The 18945-nt window shown below is 61.0% G+C and carries 20 protein-coding genes and 1 tRNA gene; 2 read left to right on the forward strand and 19 right to left on the reverse strand.

What is annotated here, in order from left to right; genetic code table 11:
• Window positions 1–18: 18 nt before the first annotated feature.
• The 7 genes from ENE74_RS09455 to ENE74_RS09485 form a co-directional block, all read right to left on the reverse strand.
• Window positions 19–789, reverse strand: a complete 771-nt coding sequence (locus ENE74_RS09455; RefSeq protein WP_127690705.1) for an MBL fold metallo-hydrolase — start codon at window positions 787–789, stop codon at window positions 19–21.
• Entirely contained in the window at window positions 786–1562 is a 777-nt protein-coding gene (locus ENE74_RS09460) for a TatD family hydrolase (RefSeq protein WP_127690706.1), read from the reverse strand. Before ENE74_RS09460 ends, ENE74_RS09455 begins: the two co-directional genes overlap by 4 nt.
• The gene (metG, locus tag ENE74_RS09465) at window positions 1562–3130 is read right to left on the reverse strand and encodes a methionine--tRNA ligase (RefSeq protein WP_127690707.1); all 1569 of its coding nucleotides are present in this window, start codon (window positions 3128–3130) and stop codon (window positions 1562–1564) included. Before metG ends, ENE74_RS09460 begins: the two co-directional genes overlap by 1 nt.
• A gap of 51 nt (window positions 3131–3181) precedes the next feature.
• Entirely contained in the window at window positions 3182–4162 is a 981-nt protein-coding gene (locus tag ENE74_RS09470; protein ID WP_127690708.1) for an AAA family ATPase, read from the reverse strand.
• The gene (gene tmk, locus ENE74_RS09475; protein ID WP_127690709.1) at window positions 4159–4791 is read right to left on the reverse strand and encodes a dTMP kinase; all 633 of its coding nucleotides are present in this window, start codon (window positions 4789–4791) and stop codon (window positions 4159–4161) included. Before tmk ends, ENE74_RS09470 begins: the two co-directional genes overlap by 4 nt.
• A 10-nt stretch (window positions 4792–4801) precedes the next feature.
• Window positions 4802–5965 (reverse strand): D-alanyl-D-alanine carboxypeptidase family protein, encoded by a 1164-nt coding sequence (locus ENE74_RS09480; RefSeq protein ID WP_127690710.1) that lies wholly within the window; start codon window positions 5963–5965, stop codon window positions 4802–4804.
• 97 nt (window positions 5966–6062) lie between these two features.
• The gene (locus ENE74_RS09485) at window positions 6063–7106 is read right to left on the reverse strand and encodes a lytic murein transglycosylase (RefSeq protein ID WP_420902585.1); all 1044 of its coding nucleotides are present in this window, start codon (window positions 7104–7106) and stop codon (window positions 6063–6065) included.
• A gap of 187 nt (window positions 7107–7293) precedes the next feature.
• On the opposite strand from ENE74_RS09485, the gene ENE74_RS09490 reads away from it, so the two are divergent.
• Window positions 7294–7383 (forward strand) — tRNA-Ser (locus ENE74_RS09490).
• A gap of 260 nt (window positions 7384–7643) precedes the next feature.
• On the opposite strand, the gene ENE74_RS09495 is transcribed toward ENE74_RS09490, so the two are convergent.
• Window positions 7644–8432: an SDR family oxidoreductase gene (locus ENE74_RS09495; RefSeq protein WP_127690711.1), complete on the reverse strand. Its 789-nt coding sequence runs from the start codon at window positions 8430–8432 to the stop codon at window positions 7644–7646.
• Window positions 8429–8758 carry a nuclear transport factor 2 family protein gene (locus ENE74_RS09500; protein WP_127690712.1) on the reverse strand — a complete coding sequence of 110 codons (330 nt, stop codon included), beginning with the start codon at window positions 8756–8758 and terminating at the stop codon, window positions 8429–8431. The genes ENE74_RS09495 and ENE74_RS09500 overlap by 4 nt, the downstream gene beginning before the upstream one ends.
• A gap of 96 nt (window positions 8759–8854) precedes the next feature.
• Between ENE74_RS09500 and ENE74_RS09505 the strand changes: the two genes are divergently transcribed.
• A complete protein-coding gene (locus ENE74_RS09505; RefSeq protein WP_127690713.1) occupies window positions 8855–9766 on the forward strand; it encodes a LysR family transcriptional regulator in 912 nt (303 codons plus the stop codon).
• Between the two features lie 75 nt (window positions 9767–9841).
• On the opposite strand, the gene trxB is transcribed toward ENE74_RS09505, so the two are convergent.
• The 10 genes from trxB to urtB form a co-directional block, all read right to left on the reverse strand.
• Window positions 9842–10810 carry a thioredoxin-disulfide reductase gene (gene trxB, locus ENE74_RS09510; RefSeq protein WP_127690714.1) on the reverse strand — a complete coding sequence of 323 codons (969 nt, stop codon included), beginning with the start codon at window positions 10808–10810 and terminating at the stop codon, window positions 9842–9844.
• 57 nt (window positions 10811–10867) lie between these two features.
• On the reverse strand, window positions 10868–11242 hold the full coding sequence (locus tag ENE74_RS09515; RefSeq protein WP_206517684.1) for a VOC family protein: 375 nt from the start codon (window positions 11240–11242) through the stop codon (window positions 10868–10870).
• 86 nt (window positions 11243–11328) lie between these two features.
• Window positions 11329–12066, reverse strand: coding sequence for a proteasome-type protease (locus tag ENE74_RS09520; protein ID WP_127690715.1), 738 nt, complete (start codon window positions 12064–12066; stop codon window positions 11329–11331).
• Window positions 12063–12977: a transglutaminase family protein gene (locus ENE74_RS09525; protein WP_127690716.1), complete on the reverse strand. Its 915-nt coding sequence runs from the start codon at window positions 12975–12977 to the stop codon at window positions 12063–12065. The genes ENE74_RS09520 and ENE74_RS09525 overlap by 4 nt, the downstream gene beginning before the upstream one ends.
• A 57-nt stretch (window positions 12978–13034) precedes the next feature.
• Complete coding sequence (locus ENE74_RS09530; RefSeq protein WP_127690717.1) at window positions 13035–13967, reverse strand: alpha-E domain-containing protein; 933 nt, start codon at window positions 13965–13967, stop codon at window positions 13035–13037.
• Between the two features lie 4 nt (window positions 13968–13971).
• On the reverse strand, window positions 13972–15366 hold the full coding sequence (locus tag ENE74_RS09535; protein ID WP_420902581.1) for a circularly permuted type 2 ATP-grasp protein: 1395 nt from the start codon (window positions 15364–15366) through the stop codon (window positions 13972–13974).
• Window positions 15367–15505: 139 nt separating this feature from the next.
• Window positions 15506–16222 (reverse strand): urea ABC transporter ATP-binding subunit UrtE, encoded by a 717-nt coding sequence (gene urtE / locus ENE74_RS09540; RefSeq protein ID WP_127690719.1) that lies wholly within the window; start codon window positions 16220–16222, stop codon window positions 15506–15508.
• A complete protein-coding gene (gene urtD, locus ENE74_RS09545) occupies window positions 16219–16977 on the reverse strand; it encodes an urea ABC transporter ATP-binding protein UrtD (protein ID WP_127690720.1) in 759 nt (252 codons plus the stop codon). Before urtD ends, urtE begins: the two co-directional genes overlap by 4 nt.
• Complete coding sequence (gene urtC / locus ENE74_RS09550) at window positions 16974–18002, reverse strand: urea ABC transporter permease subunit UrtC (RefSeq protein ID WP_127690721.1); 1029 nt, start codon at window positions 18000–18002, stop codon at window positions 16974–16976. The genes urtD and urtC overlap by 4 nt, the downstream gene beginning before the upstream one ends.
• Complete coding sequence (gene urtB, locus ENE74_RS09555) at window positions 17995–18885, reverse strand: urea ABC transporter permease subunit UrtB (RefSeq protein WP_127690722.1); 891 nt, start codon at window positions 18883–18885, stop codon at window positions 17995–17997. The genes urtC and urtB overlap by 8 nt, the downstream gene beginning before the upstream one ends.
• Window positions 18886–18945 lie beyond the last annotated feature (60 nt).

Consider the following 18945-nt stretch of genomic DNA (forward strand, 5'->3'; position numbering starts at 1 on the left):
CGATATCGGAGCCTGCCGTCACAGGGCAACGACCATGCCGTCATATCCCGGCTCGACTGTATCTGGCAGGCTCTTGGATAGTGTGCGGTAATCCATACTGTTGTCCATGTGCGTCAGGATCGCACGACCCGGCCTTACCCGTGCGATGGCATCCAGTGTCAATGCCAGATGCGGATGTGTCGGATGCGGCCGTTCGCGCAACGCATCGACGATCCATAAATCGACCGCACCGTAAAGCCTTTCCATTTGTGACGTCACGGCATGAAAGTCAGTCGCATAGCCGACGGATTTTCCGCCAGCCGTGAACCGAAATCCGGTTGAATAGATCGCACCGTGCGGCTGATCGACGCAGCCGACATCGATGTCATCGATGCGTAAAATGTCAGGAAGCACATGCGGCTCGATGGTTGCGGGATAGCCGTCATGTCCCTGGAAGGCATAAGCGAAGCGGCGCTGTAATAACGTCAGCGTTTCCGATCTCGCATAGCCTGCGACGGGCTGACCTTTGTGGTGGAACAACTGACGCACATCATCGATACCATGGCAGTGGTCGGCGTGATCATGTGTCCACAGGATCGCATCGATATCCACGACATTTGCGGCCAGCAATTGGGCACGCATATCGGGCGACGTATCGACAAGCAGGCGTGTGCGCTCGGTTTCGATCAGGATCGAGACCCTTGTGCGATGGTTCTTCGGCTCTGCTGGGTCGCAAGTACCCCAGTCGTTGCCGATCCGCGGAACCCCCGACGATGTGCCGCATCCCAGGATCGTGACTTTCAGGGTCATGCCACGCTCTTGGCGAACAACCTGGTGAAGTTATCGCGCGTGGCGGCGGCAAGCGCCAATTCGCTTTCGCCACGAAGCGTCGCGAGAAAGCGGGCGGTGTCCGCTACAAACGCTGGCTCACATGGCTTTCCGCGATGTGGCACGGGTGCCAGAAATGGGCTGTCGGTTTCGATCAGCAGCCGGTCGATCGGCAGCCTGGCTGCGGTTTCCTGCAAATCGCGCGCGCTCTTGAACGTTACGATCCCCGAGATGCTGATGTAAAGGCCGATTGCCAGCGCCGCATCGGCAAAGGCACCGCTGGCGGTGAAACAGTGGATGACGGCGGGGAAGGCCCCCTTCCCCATTTCGTCCTGCAGGATAGCAAGCGTATCCTCTTCCGCATCGCGGGTATGGACGATCAGCGGCAGGCCCGTTTCGCGTGATGCGGCGATGTGCGCGCGGAACGACGCCTGCTGCCGTGCACGGTCGCTATGATCATAGTAATAATCGAGTCCTGTCTCGCCGATCCCGATCACCTTGGGATGTGCGGCGCGCTCCACCAGCTTGGCGGTGTCGATATGCGGATGCTCGTCAGCCTCATGCGGGTGGATGCCGACCGTCGCCCAGACGTCTTCCTCGCGCTCCGCCGTAGCAAGAACCGCGTCCCATTCGCTTTCGCGTGTCGCGATGTTGAGCATCGTAACGACCCCTGCCCCGCGCGCGCGCGCCAGAACAGCCTGCTGGTCCTCGACCAGCCCCTTGTAGTTCAGGTGGCAGTGACTATCGACCAGCATCAGGCGTCAGCTTCCGTCAATTCCAAACGGGGAAACAACGGCTTGGGTGGCGACAGTGTGAAACCGTCTCGCATGAGCGACGAATACCAGTCGCCCTCAATTGTCCCATAGCCGCGCCTGTCCTCGGGAACGCCCATCTGATCGAGCAATGCCGTTGCGCTGGCGGGAATGACCGGCAGGATCGCGACAGCAAGTTGAGCGATCGCGCAATACAGTGTTGCGAGCACGGTTTCCATCCGGTCAGGATCGCCTTTACGCAACGTCCACGGTGCCTGTGCGTCGATATATTGATTGCAGGCGAATACCGCGCGCATCCACGCCTCGATGGCCTGTGACGGCGCAAGATCGGCAAAAGCAGCGGGCATATCCACGCGAACGATCTGGTCGATTACCGCGGCCAGATCGGTATCTGCGGGATCATGCCCGTGAACCGCTGGCAAGCGCCCATCCAGATTCTTCGCGATGAAGCTCAACGTCCGCTGTGCAAGATTGCCGAAGCTGTTCGCCAGATCGCTGTTCGCACGCTGCACGATGGCTTCCGCGCTATAGCTGCCGTCATTGCCGAAGGTCACTTCGGACAGCAGAAAATAGCGGAGTTGGTCCACGCCGAAACGCTCCGCCAGTTCCAGCGGATCGGCGACATTGCCAACCGATTTAGACATCTTCTCACCCCGGTTCAGCAGAAAACCGTGGCCGAACACTTGGGCGGGCAGAGGCAGTTTCGCACTCATGAGAAATGCTGGCCAGTAAACAGCATGAAAACGCACGATATCCTTGCCGATAATATGCACGATGTCCCCGCCATCGGCCCAATAACGCGCCATGCGGGCGGTATCATCGGGGTAGCCGCAGCCGGTGAGATAATTGGTCAGCGCATCGACCCATACGTACATCACATGGCCGTCAGCGCCCGGCACCTTTACGCCCCAGTCAAAGCTCGTGCGCGAAATACTGAGGTCCGACAGCCCGCCTTCAACGAAGCGCAACACTTCATTCCGGCGGCTTTCCGGCCTGATGAATTGGGGTTGCGCGGCGTACAGGTCAAGCAGCTTTTGCTGGTAGTTAGACAGGCGGAAGAACCAACTTTCCTCGACGGTCCATTCGACAGGGGTTCCCTGAGGCGAAAGCCGTTGGCCCCCTTCCCCGTCGATCAGTTCCTTTTCGTCGTAGAACGCCTCGTCACGGACCGAATACCAGCCCTCGTAGCGGCCGAGATAAAGGTCGCCATTGGCTTCCATCGCCTTCCATAATGCCTGGCTGGCCGCGTGATGATCCGGTTCGCTGGTCCGGATGAACCGATCGTAACTGATGCCAAGCGCATCGTCCATTTCCTTGAAATGTGATGCCATTTCATCTGCAAGAGCGCGTGGCGAGATGCCGCGGCTGCGCGCGGCCTGATCCATTTTTAGGCCATGTTCATCCGTCCCTGTCTGGAAGAAGACATCGCGTCCCATCATCCGCTGAAAACGGGCGATTGCATCGGTGGCAATCGCTTCATAGGCGTGGCCGATATGCGGGCGGCCATTAGGATAGCTTATGGCGGTGGTAATGGTGAAAGGCTTGGACATGCCAGCCTCTCTAGGGTTCAAAATGGCATATCGCAACGGCTGAACGGTGCCTCAGGCACCCTGTCGCGCGGGTGCGAGACGGGCGATGTGAGTGCACAGCTCAAATACCACCGTGGCGGGATCGAGCGAGAGAACGCTCGCGCCCGATGCCAGTTGCCGAGCCTCTTCCCAGGCAGTTAGCGCGTCTTTGAGGGCAGCGCCTCGCCGCTGGCGCGCCATCGATGCCAGAAAGGCTGGTGCCCGTTCAAGCATGGCTTCGTAACGCGGGCGCGCCGTCTTGCCGGACAGGCTTTTGGCTAGAGCCAGACGACGGATATTGCCAGGATCACCATCTGCGGTAATCGCTTCCAATGCTGCAATCATGCTATTGAGGTCAAGGTCGGCATAGCCCAGCGCACGTCCCGGAGACCCCTCGCCTGCCTGCACTAGGGCGTCCAACTCTGCGGCCGAACATTCCGGCAGATGACGCCGCAACACGACCCGCATTGCGTCGTCGCGCAATCCGGCAAAGCGCAGCACCCGGCACCGTGACCGGATCGTCGGCAGCAAGCGCGCCGGGGCATGGGCAACCAGCAGAAACACTGTGCCGGCGGGCGGCTCCTCCAGATTTTTGAGTAATGCGTTGGCGGCGGATCGTTCGAGATCGTCGGCGCTGTCGATAAGCACAATACGCCGCTCGGACAGCGACGGAACCGATCCTAGCAGCCGTTGCAGACTGCGCACCTGATCGACGCTGATGTTGCGGGCAAGATCGCCATTGTCCTTTTCCAGCCGCTGCAATTCGGCATAGTCGGGATGCGTTCCGGCGTCGAACAGCCGGGCGTTGGGATTGTCAGGTGGCAGGTCCAGGCCGTCGCCGCCGGTCGGTGCCCCTGCTGCTTCCGCGAGCATGCGCCGCGCCATCGCTCGGGCAAAACCCGCTTTTCCGATGCCGCGTGGCCCCGCCAATATCCAGCCGTGGTGCATCCGCCCACTTCGTGCTGCCTCCAGCAGAGTGCGCGCCTGCATGTCCTGCCCCAGAAGTGACGTCATGGCAGCAAGTCCACCAGCAGATCCAGCATCTGCGTGGTAACAATGTCAGCCGCGCGACTGGCGTCAACAAGTCTGAAACGATCCGGCTCCTGCGCTGCGCAGGCAGCGAAAGCGGCAGCGACACGGCGATGATAGCTGCGATCCCGCCCGCCGATGCGGTCGGTCTCGTCGCCATCCCTTGCCTTCGTACGCGCTGCCGCCGTCGCCTCGTCCAACGTCAGCAGGAAAGTACGGTCGGGCAAAAAACCTTGGCTGCCTATCCGATGGAGCGCCAGAATGTCGGCGTCGGCCAGCCCGTTCGCTCCTCCCTGATAGGCGCGGCTGCTGTCCAGGAAGCGATCGCACAGCACCCATGCCCCGTTGTCCAGCGCCGGACGGATCAGACGCGCCACATGATCGGCCCGCGCTGCCGCGAACAGCAGCGCCTCTGCCCGTGCAGTCCAGCGGTCCGCTTGTCCCGTCAGCAGTAGCTGACGGATTGTTTCCGCACCCCCGCTGCCGCCTGGCTCGCGCGTTTCGACGACGGTCAGTCCTTTGGTGCGCAGCGCCGCAGCAAGGGCGCGAAGCTGCGTCGATTTCCCTGCGCCTTCGCCGCCTTCCAGGCTGATGAACCGGCCGCGGGCCGTCACATCATGTGCCCTAGCTGAAGAAGGACATGAGGCCGTTCCACAGACGGCCGAACATGCCCGCCTCTGCCACCGCCGCGCCTGCTACCAGCGGCATTGTCTGTGCTCCGGTATCGGGCGTCGTAACGACAAGTTGGGCGATTTCCTGCCCCTTGGCGATCGGTGCCTTGATCGGACCGGAATAGACGACCTTGACCTGGATGTTTGATGAGGCAGTGCGCGGCAACGTCACGGCGAGATTGCGTGGGGCGATCAGCGCAACGCTGGTGGCGCTGCCAAGTTGCACCGGCGCGGTTTCGACTTGCGCCCCCTTGCGAAAGAGCGGTTGTGTTTTCCACGCCTTGAACCCCCAGTCCATGAAACGCACCGATTCCTCGATCCGCCCGTTGAAACTGTCCAGCCCGGCCACCACCATCACCAGTCGCCGCCCGCTTTGCTCCGCCGATCCGGTAAAGCCATAGCCGGCTTCTTCAGTATGGCCGGTTTTAAGACCATCCGCACCCGGGATTCTCCCCAGAATGGGGTTGCGATTGCCCTGCGTGATCTCCGCACCGCCCATCGTTCGCCCCCAGGTGAAGGACGTGGTGGCATAGAATTTCTTGTAGAGATCGGGCGTTTCCAGCACCGTCGCTTCCGCCAGACGCGCCAGATCGCGCGCGGTAACGTAGGTCGCGCCTTCGTCCGGCCAACCATTTGAGTTGCCGAACCGGCTGTTCGCAAGGCCGAGCCGCTTGCCCTCCTGGTTCATCAGCGCGACGAACGCCTGTTCCGTTCCCGCGATGCCTTCCGCCAGAACGACGCACGCGTCATTGCCCGAGAGTGTGACGATGCCATGCAGCAGATTTTCCACCGACACCTGTTCGCCAGGCGACAGGAACATCGTCGATCCCGCCGCTGGGCCATGCCACCGCTTCCACGTCTCAGGGCGCACGGTAAACTTGGTGTCCAGTTTCAACTCGCCCATCTGGATCATGCGGAATGCCACGTGCGCCGTCATCATCTTGGCCATGGAAGCCGGGGGTATGCGCTGGTCGCCGCCCTTGTCGTACAGCACGGCACCCGAAGACAGGTCTTTCATGAAGGCGATTGGCGCACCGCTGGTGTAGGGCGGTGCTTCAGCCGACAGCGGCTGAGCCAGCAAAGGAATTATCAGGGCAAGCGCAAGGCGTTTTGTCATCTATACTCTCGAAACGGTCACTGAAAATTAGGTAAGTCGCGCAGTCATTAGCCAGTATGCAGGTCGCGCGGAAGCCCAAGGGTGCAGGTGCGCCAACTTACCCCGCCACGGCATCGGCGAGCAGCCCGACCGAGAGCGCATAGAAGTTGGAGCAGTTGTAATCGAGTATCACACGGTAATTGCCGGTCAGCAGATAGGCGGTACGACCCGGCCCGTCCGGTTCGATCAGCGTTGCAAGATCAGTGTCGGCCAGCGTCGTTCCGCCCAGCGGCATCACCCCGCGTCGACGCCACTCGGCCATCGTCAGCCAGCGGCTGTGTCGTTCCATCACGCGCGGGCAACGGGGCGCCGTGGTGCGATTGGCGATGGCGCCGCGATCGAGGCCCGCAGGGACTGAAACGGCGATGCCCCACGGCATCCCGCGCCGCCACCCCGCATCGACGAAATAATTGGCGATGCTGGCCAGAGCATCCGCTTCGCTAGTCCAGATATCGGCCTTGCCGTCGCCGTCGCCGTCCTTGGCCACGCGCAGATAGACCGAGGGGAGAAACTGCGGATATCCCGTCGCACCCGCCCAACTGCCAACCAGCCGACCGCGTGGCACGCCACTATCCAGCATCTTGAGAGTCGCCAGTAACTCTGGTTCGAATAAGGCGCGCCGCCGCCCCTCAAAAGCCAGCGTCGCCAGCGAACGCAGCAGGTCGAAATCACCGACATAGGAACCGTAATTGGTCTCGTGCCCGTAGATCGCGACCATGATCGCTTCGGGAACGCCGGTTTCGCGCTCGATCCGTGTCAGCCGGCTGCGATTGGTCTGATAGGCGATCCGCCCGCGGTTGATCCGCGCCGCATCGACATGCTGGCGACGATAAGGTTCGAATGCCGGTATCGGTGATTCGGGGCCGCCGCCGGGTTGCGCCTGATCCAGCGCCACGACGCGCGGATTGAAGGTGAGTGTCGGGAAAACGCCGTCCATGGTCGCGTCTCTTATACCCATGGCACGCGCTTTTGGCCGTAATCCGGACAGATAGGCCTGAAAGCCGCTGGGCTGCATATCCCGTACCGTCGCCGGGTCCGATTGTGCAACGGCAGGCGGCGCTACTGCGCTGCCCGGCCAGAACGCCATGCCGCTCATCATCATGATTGCGATCAGGAAAGATCGTGTCATCCGCTTGCCTTTGGTCGCTTAACCGCCATTTCCGGCGTAATGCGCGCAAGTGTCGCACAGCGGGCGCGCCACGGGAATCCCTTTATTGCGGGCCGCCTGTTCGGTTCATCCGAAACTTTTGCCTTGGCAACCCGCCCCGAGTGGATAATAGCCGCAGCGGGGACAGGTGGCCGAGTGGTTTAAGGCAGCGGTCTTGAAAACCGCCGAGGGTGCAAGCTCTCCGTGGGTTCGAATCCCACCCTGTCCGCCATTTGCCAAATGTCGTCGCTTACCCCTCCTCGGGCATTTGGACTGCGGTGCCTACGTTCCCATATCTCAGGTCGCATCTCATCAACAAAGAGTTGTCGTTCCCGCCTGTAGTTTGGAACGACAACTCTTTGTTGATGCTGAAATTAAGCGTTTGCTCGGGCGGTATGGATAATGAAAAACGACAACGGCCACTGCCACTGCCACTGCCAGTGTTAGCGTGCCGACACTCGTCATAGTCGGGGTACGGCGGTGGGCGGCACTTCAGACGGTGCGTATGGTGCCGCCGTCGATTACGAACTCGGCGCCATGGATTGCGGCGGCTCGGTCAGAGGCGAGATAGGCAATGAGGTCAGCTACCTCTTCGGGTTCGGCACCGCGCCCTATCGGGATCCCGCCCAGAACATCAAGCACGGATTGACGCGCTTCGTCGGTCGTGCCGCCGTTTTTTGCCCGAAGAATTTCGAGAAAAGCTTCGGTGGCCTCGGTCATGATCCAGCCGGGCGAAACGGAGTTGACCCGTACGCCCTTGGGCCCGATTTCTTTCGAGATCGACTTGCTGTAGGTCCTGAGTGCGGCCTTGGCGGCGGCATAGCCGGTCGTGGATTCGGGCAGCGGCAGGACGGACTGGATCGAGGTGACGTGCACCACGGTTCCCCGGCCCCGCTCGAGCATCTGCGGTATCAGCAGTCTATCGAGCCGAACCGCCGCCAGCAGATTGAGGTTCAGCTCCGCGAGCCAGTGCTCATCGGTTAGTGTTACGAAGCCTCCCGCCGGGGAAGCCGAACCGCCGATGACATGAGCAAGGATGTCGACGCCACCTAGCCGCGCAAGCGCCGCCCTGGCCAGTGCTTCGCCGCCCTCTGCGGTTGTCAGGTCCGCCCGGACATATTCGACCCCCTGAATGGCGTCCTTGATCGCGCGGGCGGCCGTAACCACACGGGCTCCGCCAGCCAGGAAGCGCGCGACGGTAGCGCGACCAAGACCTTTGGTGCCCCCGCTGACGACTACGCGCTTCCCGACGAACTCGGCAGGATCGGGCTTGATGCTCATACCTTGGTCTCCAAACTCTTGATGGCACCATTCGCCAGTGTGAAGCGGTAGGTGAAGCGGAGCGGACTACCCGGAAAGTCACCATCAGCAGAGCCGTCGATGACCACATCGCCGCCTTCTGCCCAAACAGTCGCGGGCGTAAAGATCGCCTTCACCGGCAGTACCTCTTCCGCGAAAAGCTGGCGGATCGCCGCGTGACCCTGGAAATGCTTGCCGTTGTCGATAAAGACGGCGTCGTGCAGGAAAGGCTGCAACATGTCGTCAATATCAAGACGGGCGTTTGCTTCTATATAGTCGGCAATCGGCTTGGGTAGGTTCATGGACATTGTCATCTCCTCGACGGTGATGAACCTTATTTAGCGATGGACTTTTCGCCTGATAATCGAGACAGATCGGCATGATGTGTTGCGAATAACGGGACAATGACTCGCCATTCCCTGATCGAACTCGAGGCGGTTCTTGCCATCGTTCGCTGCGGCTCGTTCCGCGCAGCAGCGATCGATCTCGGCATGTCGACCACGGCCATCAGCAATGCAGTCGGCAAGCTGGAACGGGAGCTTGCGGTGCGGCTATTTAATCGCACCACGCGCAGCGTCTCGCTCACCTATGCGGGGCAAGGCTTTGTCGCGAAAATCAAACCGGCGCTCGAAGACATACGAAAGGCGATGGACACAGCGCGCTCCCAGCAGGAGACACCGTCCGGCACGTTGCGTATCAACGCCTTCGCGACGGCAGCGCGCGAGATCATGGCGCCGCTCGTTCTCGCATATCTGAAGTGCTATCCGCAGGTTCATATCGACCTCGTTACGGAGGGACGCCTTGTCGATGTTGTAGCAGCGGGCTTCGATCTGGGGGTGCGCAGCGCCGATTTGATACCCAGTGACGCGATTGCTATACCGCTGGGCCAGATGCGGCGCATGGCAGTGGTGGCATCCCCCTCCCTTTTTGAGAGCAGTGTTATTCCGCGGGTTCCTCAGGAACTTCTCAACTACCCATGCCTCCGAATCCGGCTTCCCAATGGAGCGTTATTCCAGTGGCGCTTCGAGAAAGACGGCGAAGCATTGCAACTCGACGTTGAGGGCCCGATCACTCTCGATGAAGCCTCCTTGGCCCGGATCGCGGTTACGAACGGTGTGGGCATTGGCTATTTCATGGAGACCGACGTTCGCGATGACATCGCGGTCGGCCGACTTGTCCGCATTCTAGAAGACTGGACGCCACCGCTCGCGCCGCTGTGCCTCTATTACTCCAATCGGCGCAATTCCTCCGCAGCCTTCCAGGCATTCATCGCGCTCGCGCGCGACTTCGCTGCTGGACGGCTAGCCCCGTGTTGAGCAAGCTGATGCCCGTTTGCATCGTCGGGCTACCACGGAAGTAGAAAGTCGATCTTTATGGGACGCGGCCCACCATTATTCCGCCGCGACCGCCATCGCTTCGAAATCGGCTTCGGCCAGGAACTTTTCGGCGTCCAGCGCCGCCATGCAGCCCATTCCGGCAGCGGTGACCGCCTGGCGGTAGACTTTGTCGGTCACATCACCTGCCGCAAATACGCCGGCTATGTTCGTCCGGCTGGTGCCTTTCTCCACGAGCAGATAGCCCTCGTCCATCGGCAGCAGCCCTTCGAACAGCGCCGTCGCGGGTTGATGACCGATGGCCACGAACGCGCCGTCGGTCGGCATGTGCGATGCCTCACCCGTTACGGTATCGATCAGATCGACGCCGACCAGGCCTTCGGGCGATCCGCCGCCGACGAACCGCGCGACGGCCTTGTTCCACAGCACATGGATACGCGGATGGGCGAACAGGCGGTCTTGAAGGATTTTCTCCGCGCGCAGAGAGTCCCGCCGGTGGATCAAGGTGACGTCATGGCTGTGATTGGTGAGGTAAAGCGCCTCTTCGACCGCCGTATTGCCGCCGCCGATAACCACGACCTTCTTGCCGCGATAGAAGAAACCGTCACAGGTCGCGCACGCGGATACGCCCTTTCCGCCCAGATGCGCTTCACCTTCGACACCCAGCCACTTCGCCTGTGCGCCCGTGCAGATGACCAGCGTGTCGCCGGAATAGATGGTGCCGCCGTCCCCTATCAGCCGAAAGGGACGCTGGGTCAGATCGACGCTCACGATCTGGTCGTACATCATTTGCGCGCCGACATGCTCCGCCTGCGCCTGCATTTCCTCCATCAGCCAGGGTCCCTGAACGACGTCGCGAAAACCCGGATAGTTTTCCACGTCGGTCGTGATGGTCAATTGACCGCCCGGCTGCATGCCCTGGACCACAATGGGGGCCAGTCCCGCGCGTGCGCCGTAGATTGCGGCGGAAAGTCCGGCAGGACCGGAACCGAGAATAAGCATGCGAGTGGAATGGGTAGCGGTCATGATGGAAGTTCCATATTGTCTTTGATGAGCGGAAATAGGCGGTGATCTGGCCTGATGCTAGTCCCGCCGCTCGAACAGGGCTATGCGATTGCCTTCGCTGTCTTCGATTTCCGCTACGAAGCCCGGCGCGCCGATATCTTTTTTGGGGTATAATATGGTCGCATTTCTGGCGGTCGCGCGGGCAAGTGTCGCCTCGATGCTTTCTACAGTAAGGTAGGGCAATGTGCCGTTGCGCGACGGGACATAGACGTCACCCTTGGCCAAGGCACCGCTCGCCCCATGGCCATCAGGGTCTGCCGGAAACAGTGCCATATCATAACCGTCGATCGTTTCGCGTTCAAAGCTATACCCGAACACCGCGCTGTAGAACGCCATGGCGCGCGGCATGTCGGTTACCGGTATCTCGAAATAGGAAATCGGATTGCGAGTCACGTGCCGCCCTTCCATTTGCAATGTTGGCGTACACCCTGCCGCGCTGATCATGACTGTAAACGCCACTAAGGTAGACGCATATTTCATCAGCCGAGCACGTCCGGCAAATCCTCGAACCCCTTGCGTAACGCTGCGGACCATGCGCGGGAAATGGCGGCGAACTGTTCGTCGTCCGCCTCGATCCGCGCACGGGTCCGAAAGGTGAATGCGTCACGCTGAATGATCGTGAGGTCAAGCGGCATGCCAACGGAGAGGTTGGAACGGATCGTCGAATCCATGGATACGCACACCGCCTTGGTCGCCTCTTCTAGCGAGGTGACCGGGGTGATGATGCGATCGAGGATCGGTTTGCCATATTTGTGGTCGCCGATCTGAAAAAAGGGCGTGTCGGCCGTTGCCTCGATGAAATTGCCGGCGCTGTAGACGAGATACAGGCGCGGCTTGCCGCCGCGCCGCTGGCCCGCGACCATGATCGACGCATCGGCGGCCGAACCCTGCATTTCGATCGTCGGCCGATAGCGTTTCTGAACCGACCGCATCGCGTCGCCCACCAGTTGGGCTGCGCGATGCATCGTGGCGCAATTCAGGATTGTTTCGATTTCGGGGTCTTCCGCGCTATCCTTTATAGCGCGCGAGAGGCAGCTTTTGACTTCCTGTGTGATCGACAGATTGCCCGAGCACATGATCGCAATGGCACGTTCACCCTTCACTTCATAGGTGAAAGTCTTGCGAAAGCGGGCGATATTGTCCATTCCGGCATTGGTCCGTGTGTCGGAAAGCATGACGAGACCGTCATCCACCCGAACCGCTACGCAATAGGTCATTGCCCCCCGGCCTCCCCGATTGCGGGCACGTAAGTACCCATCCTTGTCCCCTGATTGCACGATTGGCGCTGCTGCTGCTGTTGCCGTTGCAGTTGCTGTTCACGCTCGTCGTCACTGGCCTGCGCGATCCGCACGTCCGCGTCAATCCAGATCGAACCGGCCGCCGTCACAGACCCGCGCACCGGGGCGGCATCGTCCGCATCCATGCCGGATGCGACCCGGATGTAGTGATCGGTCACGCAAATCTGGTTCGACGCATCAAATCCTACCCAGCCCAAACGTGGCACAAGCGCCTCTGCCCAGGCATGGGTTTCATGCAAAGCATCCTCACCCTGCGCCAACAGATAGCCTGTCACATAACGTGCCGGAAACCCCAGGCTGCGGGCGGCGGCTATGAATATCTGCGCATGATCCTGACAGACCCCCGCCCCGATCGCGAAGGCTTCGGCTGCCGACGTATTTGAATTGGTAACACCGCCTCGATAGGCGACATGCCCGATAACCGCGGCGGACAGCGCATGGAGCTGGTCGAGCGGATCCTTTTGGCCCAACGCATGCGCCATCTCACGCATCTCCGGCGATGCGGCCGTCAGTCGCGTCGCCCGCAAGTAGATGCGTGGATCGAGCCGCTCCTCAAGGCCCGCCACGATACCGCTCGCGTCGCGCGTTTCGACCAGGCCAGTGGCCAATATCGTCGCGCTGTCGGTGCGATCGTGACGGATCCACAACGCTTCCAGATCGCCATAGCCGTTCGGCGCGAAATCGGTGATCGGCGTGTCATTGACGATCACCGACCAATCCAGCACGGTCTGCGCGTCGTGATCGCGCGGCTTGAGCTTCAGCAGCATCGCCACGCGGCTTGATCCCGCCTCATAACTATAGACGGTCTGGTGTCGGACGAGCAGTTTCATGGCATGATGCCTGTCTTGTCTGTATTTCCCAAGTTCCCGTCGGCGTACGCGCCTGTATCACCCGAAATGATAATCCTGCGCGATTTCATTCGCGAGACGATCGGTATGGGCGATGCCATTCTGCACCGTTTCGTGAAGGCCGCGACGGAAAATCTCGCCGCTGTCCACGCTTTCCAGCCCTTCGACCATCGCCTTGATGCTGTCCTGAGACTGGCCGCGATTGTCGTGCCATCCCGCCAGTCGGTTGAGACGATAGGCCAGTTGGTCATAGCAATAGGCCACGCTGCGCGGAAACAGACGGTTGAGCATGATGAAATCGGTAATCTGCCAAGGCGTATAGGCGCCGCCATAAACATGGTGATAAGCGCGGCTGCCCGAAAGGGCATGGAGCACCGATGTCCATTGATAATGATCGCGATTGCCGCCGATCACTTCGGTTTCGGGCAGCAGCACATAATATTTCACGTCCAGCAAGCGCAGCGTCATCTGCGCCCGCTCAAGCGCCGCGCCGACACGCAGAAAATCATGCCCTTCGTTGCGCAACTGGCCGCTGTCCGCCGCGCCGCGAAATGTCATCGCCCGCGTCTTGACCCAGTCGATCAGTCCGGGGAGCTGTTGCCTTGCCTCGGCCACATCATAGCTGTCGAGTTTGCGCCAGCCTTCGTTCAGCGCCTCCCACATATCCTGCGTCAGCATCGTGCGCGCCGACTTGCCGTTGGCGCGGGCGCGGGCGAGGCAAGAGCGGATCGACGACGGATTTTCCGGGTCGAGCATCAGATAGGCAACGACATCGGTCTCACGCACATGGGCGTCCGGCGGAAAGTTCTCCTCGCATCCCGTGGCGCGGACGACCGATCGCCATTCGTCCCGATGATGCGCGCCCGGCAATATCGCCATGCGTTGCCCCATGGTCAGGAGGCGCGCCGTGGATTCGGCCCGCTCCATATAGCGTGCCATCCAGTAGAGGTTTTCGGCGGTCCGGCTCAGCATCGCATCAGTCCTGCAGGACCCAGGTGTCCTTGACGCCACCGCCCTGGCTGGAATTGACGACAAGCGATCCCTCGGTCAACGCGACCCGGGTAAGGCCGCCGGGAACAAGCCGCAGTTGCTTGCCGACGAGGCAATAGGGCCGGAAATCCGCATGCCGCTCGACCACGCTGGCAGGCCCCAGGGTAGGTACGGTCGAAAGATCGAGCGTTGGCTGGGCAATGAATTCGGAAGGGTTGGCGCGGATGCGATCAGCATAGGCCGCCACTTCCTCCCTGGTCGACTTGGGACCGATCAGCATGCCGTATCCGCCCGACCCGTGTACTTCCTTCGCCACCAGCTCATGCAGATGTTCGAGCACATAGGCGCATTCGTCGGGCTTTGCACATTGCCAGGTCTGGATGTTCGACAGCACCGGCTGTTCGCCCAGATAAAAGCGGATCATTTCGGGAACATAGGTATAGACGGCTTTGTCGTCCGCTATCCCCGCGCCGGGTGCCGAACAGAGCGTGACACCGCCGTTGCGATAGACGTTGAAAATGCCCGGAATGCCCAGCAGGCTGGCAGGGTTGAACGCCAGCGGATCGAGATATTCGTCGTCGATCCGGCGATAGATGACATCAACGGCGGTCGGTCCGCCGGTGGTTTTCATCCACACCCGCCCGTCCTCGACAAACAGGTCCATCGGCTCGACAAGCTCGACGCCCATCAGGTCGGCGAGGAAGCTGTGCTCATAATAGGCGCTGTTGAGCGACCCCGGCGTCAGCACGACAACAACCGGGTCGGTCTTGCAAGCCGGCGGGGCGACTTCCTTCAAGCTCTTGAGCAATTCCGCGGGGTAATCGTCGACAGGGGCAACGATCCCCTGACCGAATAGGTCCGGGAACATGCGCGTCATGATCTCGCGGTTTTCGAGCATATACGAAACGCCGGACGGCGTACGGCAATTGTCTTCCAGTACCTCGAACCGGTCCGGCCCGGTCCGCACGATGTCAATGCCCACAATATGGCTGTAGACCTTGCCTGGCGGAGAAAATCCCGCCATCTCAGGTAGATAGGCACTGTTGCCATAAATGATCTCGCCCGGAATGATGCCGGCACGGATGATTTCGCCACGATGGTAGACATCGTGCAGGAAAGCGTTGAGTGCGCGCGTCCGCTGGCGGATTCCGCGATCGAGCACACGCCATTCCCGCGCGGTGAATATACGCGGGAGAAGATCGAACGGGATCAGCCGCTCGGGATCACCACCTTCTCCATAAACCGCAAAGGTGATGCCGATGCGCCGGAAAATCGCTTCGGCTTCCTCCAGTCGGCGGTTGAGACCCGCTATGCCCGTCCGTTCGACCCAGCTTTGCACCTCCGCATAACAATCACGGACCGCATTCTGGCTGTCGAGCATTTCGTAGAAGGGCAATAGGGGATCCTTGGCTCGATCTATGGTCTATTGAACGGTTGTGCGCCGCAGCATTACTGCAAGGCATGATCGATAATGCAAGAACAAAGTGCCGGGGGGAAGCCCCTACGCGCGCCTGTTGGCATCAGATCTGGATAAAATGCGCGACGTCGCTGGCAGGGGCATCGGCTATCCTGCCTTGCTGAAGGATCCGGCCATTCTGCATCGCGCTGTAATTGTCGGCAAAGCGCCACACGAAATCGAGATATTGTTCGACGAGCAGGATCGTCATGCCGAGCGTATCACGCACATGGACCAGCGCCGCCTCGATTTGCTGGACGACATTGGGCTGGATGCCTTCGGTCGGTTCGTCGAGCAGCAACAGGGTGGGACGTCCCGCCAGTGCACGCCCGATCGCGAGTTGCTGTTGTTCACCGCCGGACAGGAACCCCCCTGCCCGGTTGCGAATGTCGTACAGTTTTGGAAAAAGGTCGAAGATGTGCTGGGGTATCCCGTGCTTTGTGTTGCTTCGATCGCCTGAAGCGGAAAGTCCCGTTTCCAGATTTTCCATTACGGTCAGCTGAGGAAAGATATGCCGCCCCTGCGGCACGAAGCCGACGCCGGCCTTGGCCCGCTTATGCGGCGGAAGCGCCGAAATGTCTGTTCCATCGAACAGGATGCGCCCGGTTTTTGCCGGACGTGTACCCATGATCGCATGGAGCAGAGTTGTCTTGCCGACGCCGTTGCGGCCGATCAGGGCCATCACCTTGCCGCGCGGCAGCAGAAGGTCGATGTCCCAAAGAACGTCGCTCTGCCCATAAGCACAAGACAGGCCCGCGATGTCGAGCAGCGCATCGCTCACGCTGCATGCCCCAGATAGACGGCGGCCACTTCAGCATCCGCACGGATTTCGGCGATGCTCCCCTGTTTGAGGAACTTGCCCTGATGCATGACCGTGACGGACGCCTGCAATTGCTCGACGAAGCTCATGTCGTGATCGATCACCAGCACCGTGCGGCTCGCGCCCAGCCCCAGAATGAGCTGCGCCGTACGGCTCGTTTCCGCGGGTCCCATACCGGCGGTCGGTTCATCGAGCAGCAGCAGTTCCGCGCCCGTCGCCACGACCATGCCGATTTCCAGCCACTGCTTTTCCCCATGTGAGAGCGCCCCTGCTTCGTCGCCTGCCCGTTCCGCCAGGCCGATCGTTTCCAGCACTTCGTCGATCGTCGCGCGCTCGGCGGCGGGAATGCCCAACCCCATGCTCTTCCACCAGCGGCGGTCCTTGCGCGCCGCGAGCGCGAGATTATTGCGTACACTCAAAGTCGGGAGCACGCCCGGAGCCTGAAACTTGCGGCAGATACCCCGTCCCACGATCGCCTGTTCGGGCAAGCCGCTGATATCCTCGCCGCGGAACAGCACCCGACCGCTACTGGGGCGGACACGACCGATGATCGTATCGCATAAGGTCGATTTGCCTGCACCATTGGGGCCGATCACCACGCGGGTTTCGCCGCGCTGGAGCGTCATGCTGAAATTGTCGAGCGCCTTGAATCCGCTGTAGTCGATCGTGACGCCATCGACGCTGAGCAGCAGATCGGCAACCGCAGAGCTACTCATGCGCGCTTGCTCGCCACCAGCCCGGCGAGGCCGTTGGGCAGCAGAGTGACGACCAGAATGAACAGCAGCCCCATCAGGTACAGCCAGAGTTCCGGGAAGGCGCTGGAGACAGCATCGCGCGCGATATTGACAAGCAGCGCGCCGACGATGGCACCGGCCAGGCTGTAACGCCCGCCGATCGCTACCCATACGACCATTTCGATCGATGGGACGACGCCGATGAGAGCGGGCGAAACGACCCCGGCGTGCAGCGTGAAGAGCGCGCCTGCTATACCCGCCAGCATTGCGGCAATTGCGAAGGCGACGACTTTGAACGGTGTAGGGTTGTAGCCGAGAAAACGGATGCGATTTTCGCCATCGCGCGCCGCGCGCAGAAGCATGCCGAAGCGCGAGGCGAGCAGAAGGCGTACGCCGCAATAGCTGGCGACCAGTAGCGCCAGCGTCAGCCAGTAAAGCGCCGCGGGAACACCGGGACTCGATAGTCCCACGCCGAAAATCCCGTAGAAATCGGTAAGGCCGTTGAACCCGCCGGTCACGTCCTGACGACTGATGATCAAGGTGGCGAAAGCCAGCGCCAGCGCCTGCGTAATGAGGGCAAAATAGGTGCCGCCGACCCGCCTGTGGAACACCGCCCAGGCAAACAAACTGCCCACCAGAACCGGAACAAAGAGGATGGCGGCAATGGCAAATGTCGGGCTGGCGAACGGTGCCCACCAGAACGGCAGGCTTTCCTGACCACTCCACAGCATGAAATCGGGCAATTCGCCCTCCGGCAGATCGGCCATCTTCATATGCATAGCGATGGCATAGCCGCCGATGCCGAAGAACACCCCCTGCCCCAGGCTCAAAATGCCGCCATGCCCCCAGATGAGGACGATGCCGAGGGCGAGGATCGCCATGGCCATGAAGCGTGCGAGCAGGTTGAGATCATAGGCGGACAGCGCAAACGGCGCGACGATGGCAAGCACAAGCAACAGCCACGGCAATGCCTTGGACACGCGTTGCAGAAGCGTCGGATCAGACATCGAGCGCGCGCGTCCTGACCGCGATCACGCCTTGCGGGCGGACCTGAATGAACAGCACGACGAAGACCAGCAGCAGCATCTGTGCGACACTGACGTCCACGAAAATCTGCGCGAGTGCGGAGAACAGGCCAAGGATTGCGGCCGCTGCTGTGGTGCCGACGATACTGCCAAGGCCCCCCATCACAACGACAAGAAACGCCGGAATGATATAGCTTTGGCCGACATTGGGCGTCACCGGGCCGAGCAGCGCCAGCATGACCCCGGCCAGCCCGGCAATCCCCGCGCCGAGGCAAAATATCGTGAAGTCGACGCGCTTCACGTCAATGCCGGTCGCCGCCGCCATCATCCGGTCCTGGTTGACCGCCCTGACCAGCAGGCCGATGCGGCTGCGCAACAACAACAGCGCCAGACTGCCCAGCACCAGGACTGCAACCGCAATGATGAAGATGCGCGCCGACGGAATCGTCACGCCAGCCAGCGCGATGCTACCCGACAGCCAATCCGGCGCGCGCACTTCCACGCCGACCGCGCCGAACAGGTCACGCGCGCCCTGTTGCAGGATCAGGCTGACGCCCCAGGTCGCCAGTAACGTATCAAGGGGACGAGCGGACAGCCGCCGGATCAGCGTCGACTGGATCAATCCGCCCATCGCCGCTGCTCCGACAAATGCCACCGGAATCGCCAGAATGATGCCTGCCGCGCCCGGCACGACCAGCAGTGTCATCCAGGCGAGATAGCCGCCTAGCATCAACATTTCGCCATGCGCCATGTTGATGACACGCATCAACCCGAAGCTGAGCGCCAGACCGAGCGAGGCCAGCAGATACAGCGAGGCGACGGAAAAGCCGTTGAACAGCTGATTGAGGAAGAGCGTCGCGTCCATAATCAGCTATCCGTTCGCCAGCGAGCTTCGATGAGCTCGGCCCGAACGGATATTGAGACC

It is taken from the genome of Sphingobium algorifonticola (assembly GCF_004005485.1).
Lineage (GTDB): Bacteria > Pseudomonadota > Alphaproteobacteria > Sphingomonadales > Sphingomonadaceae > Sphingobium > Sphingobium algorifonticola.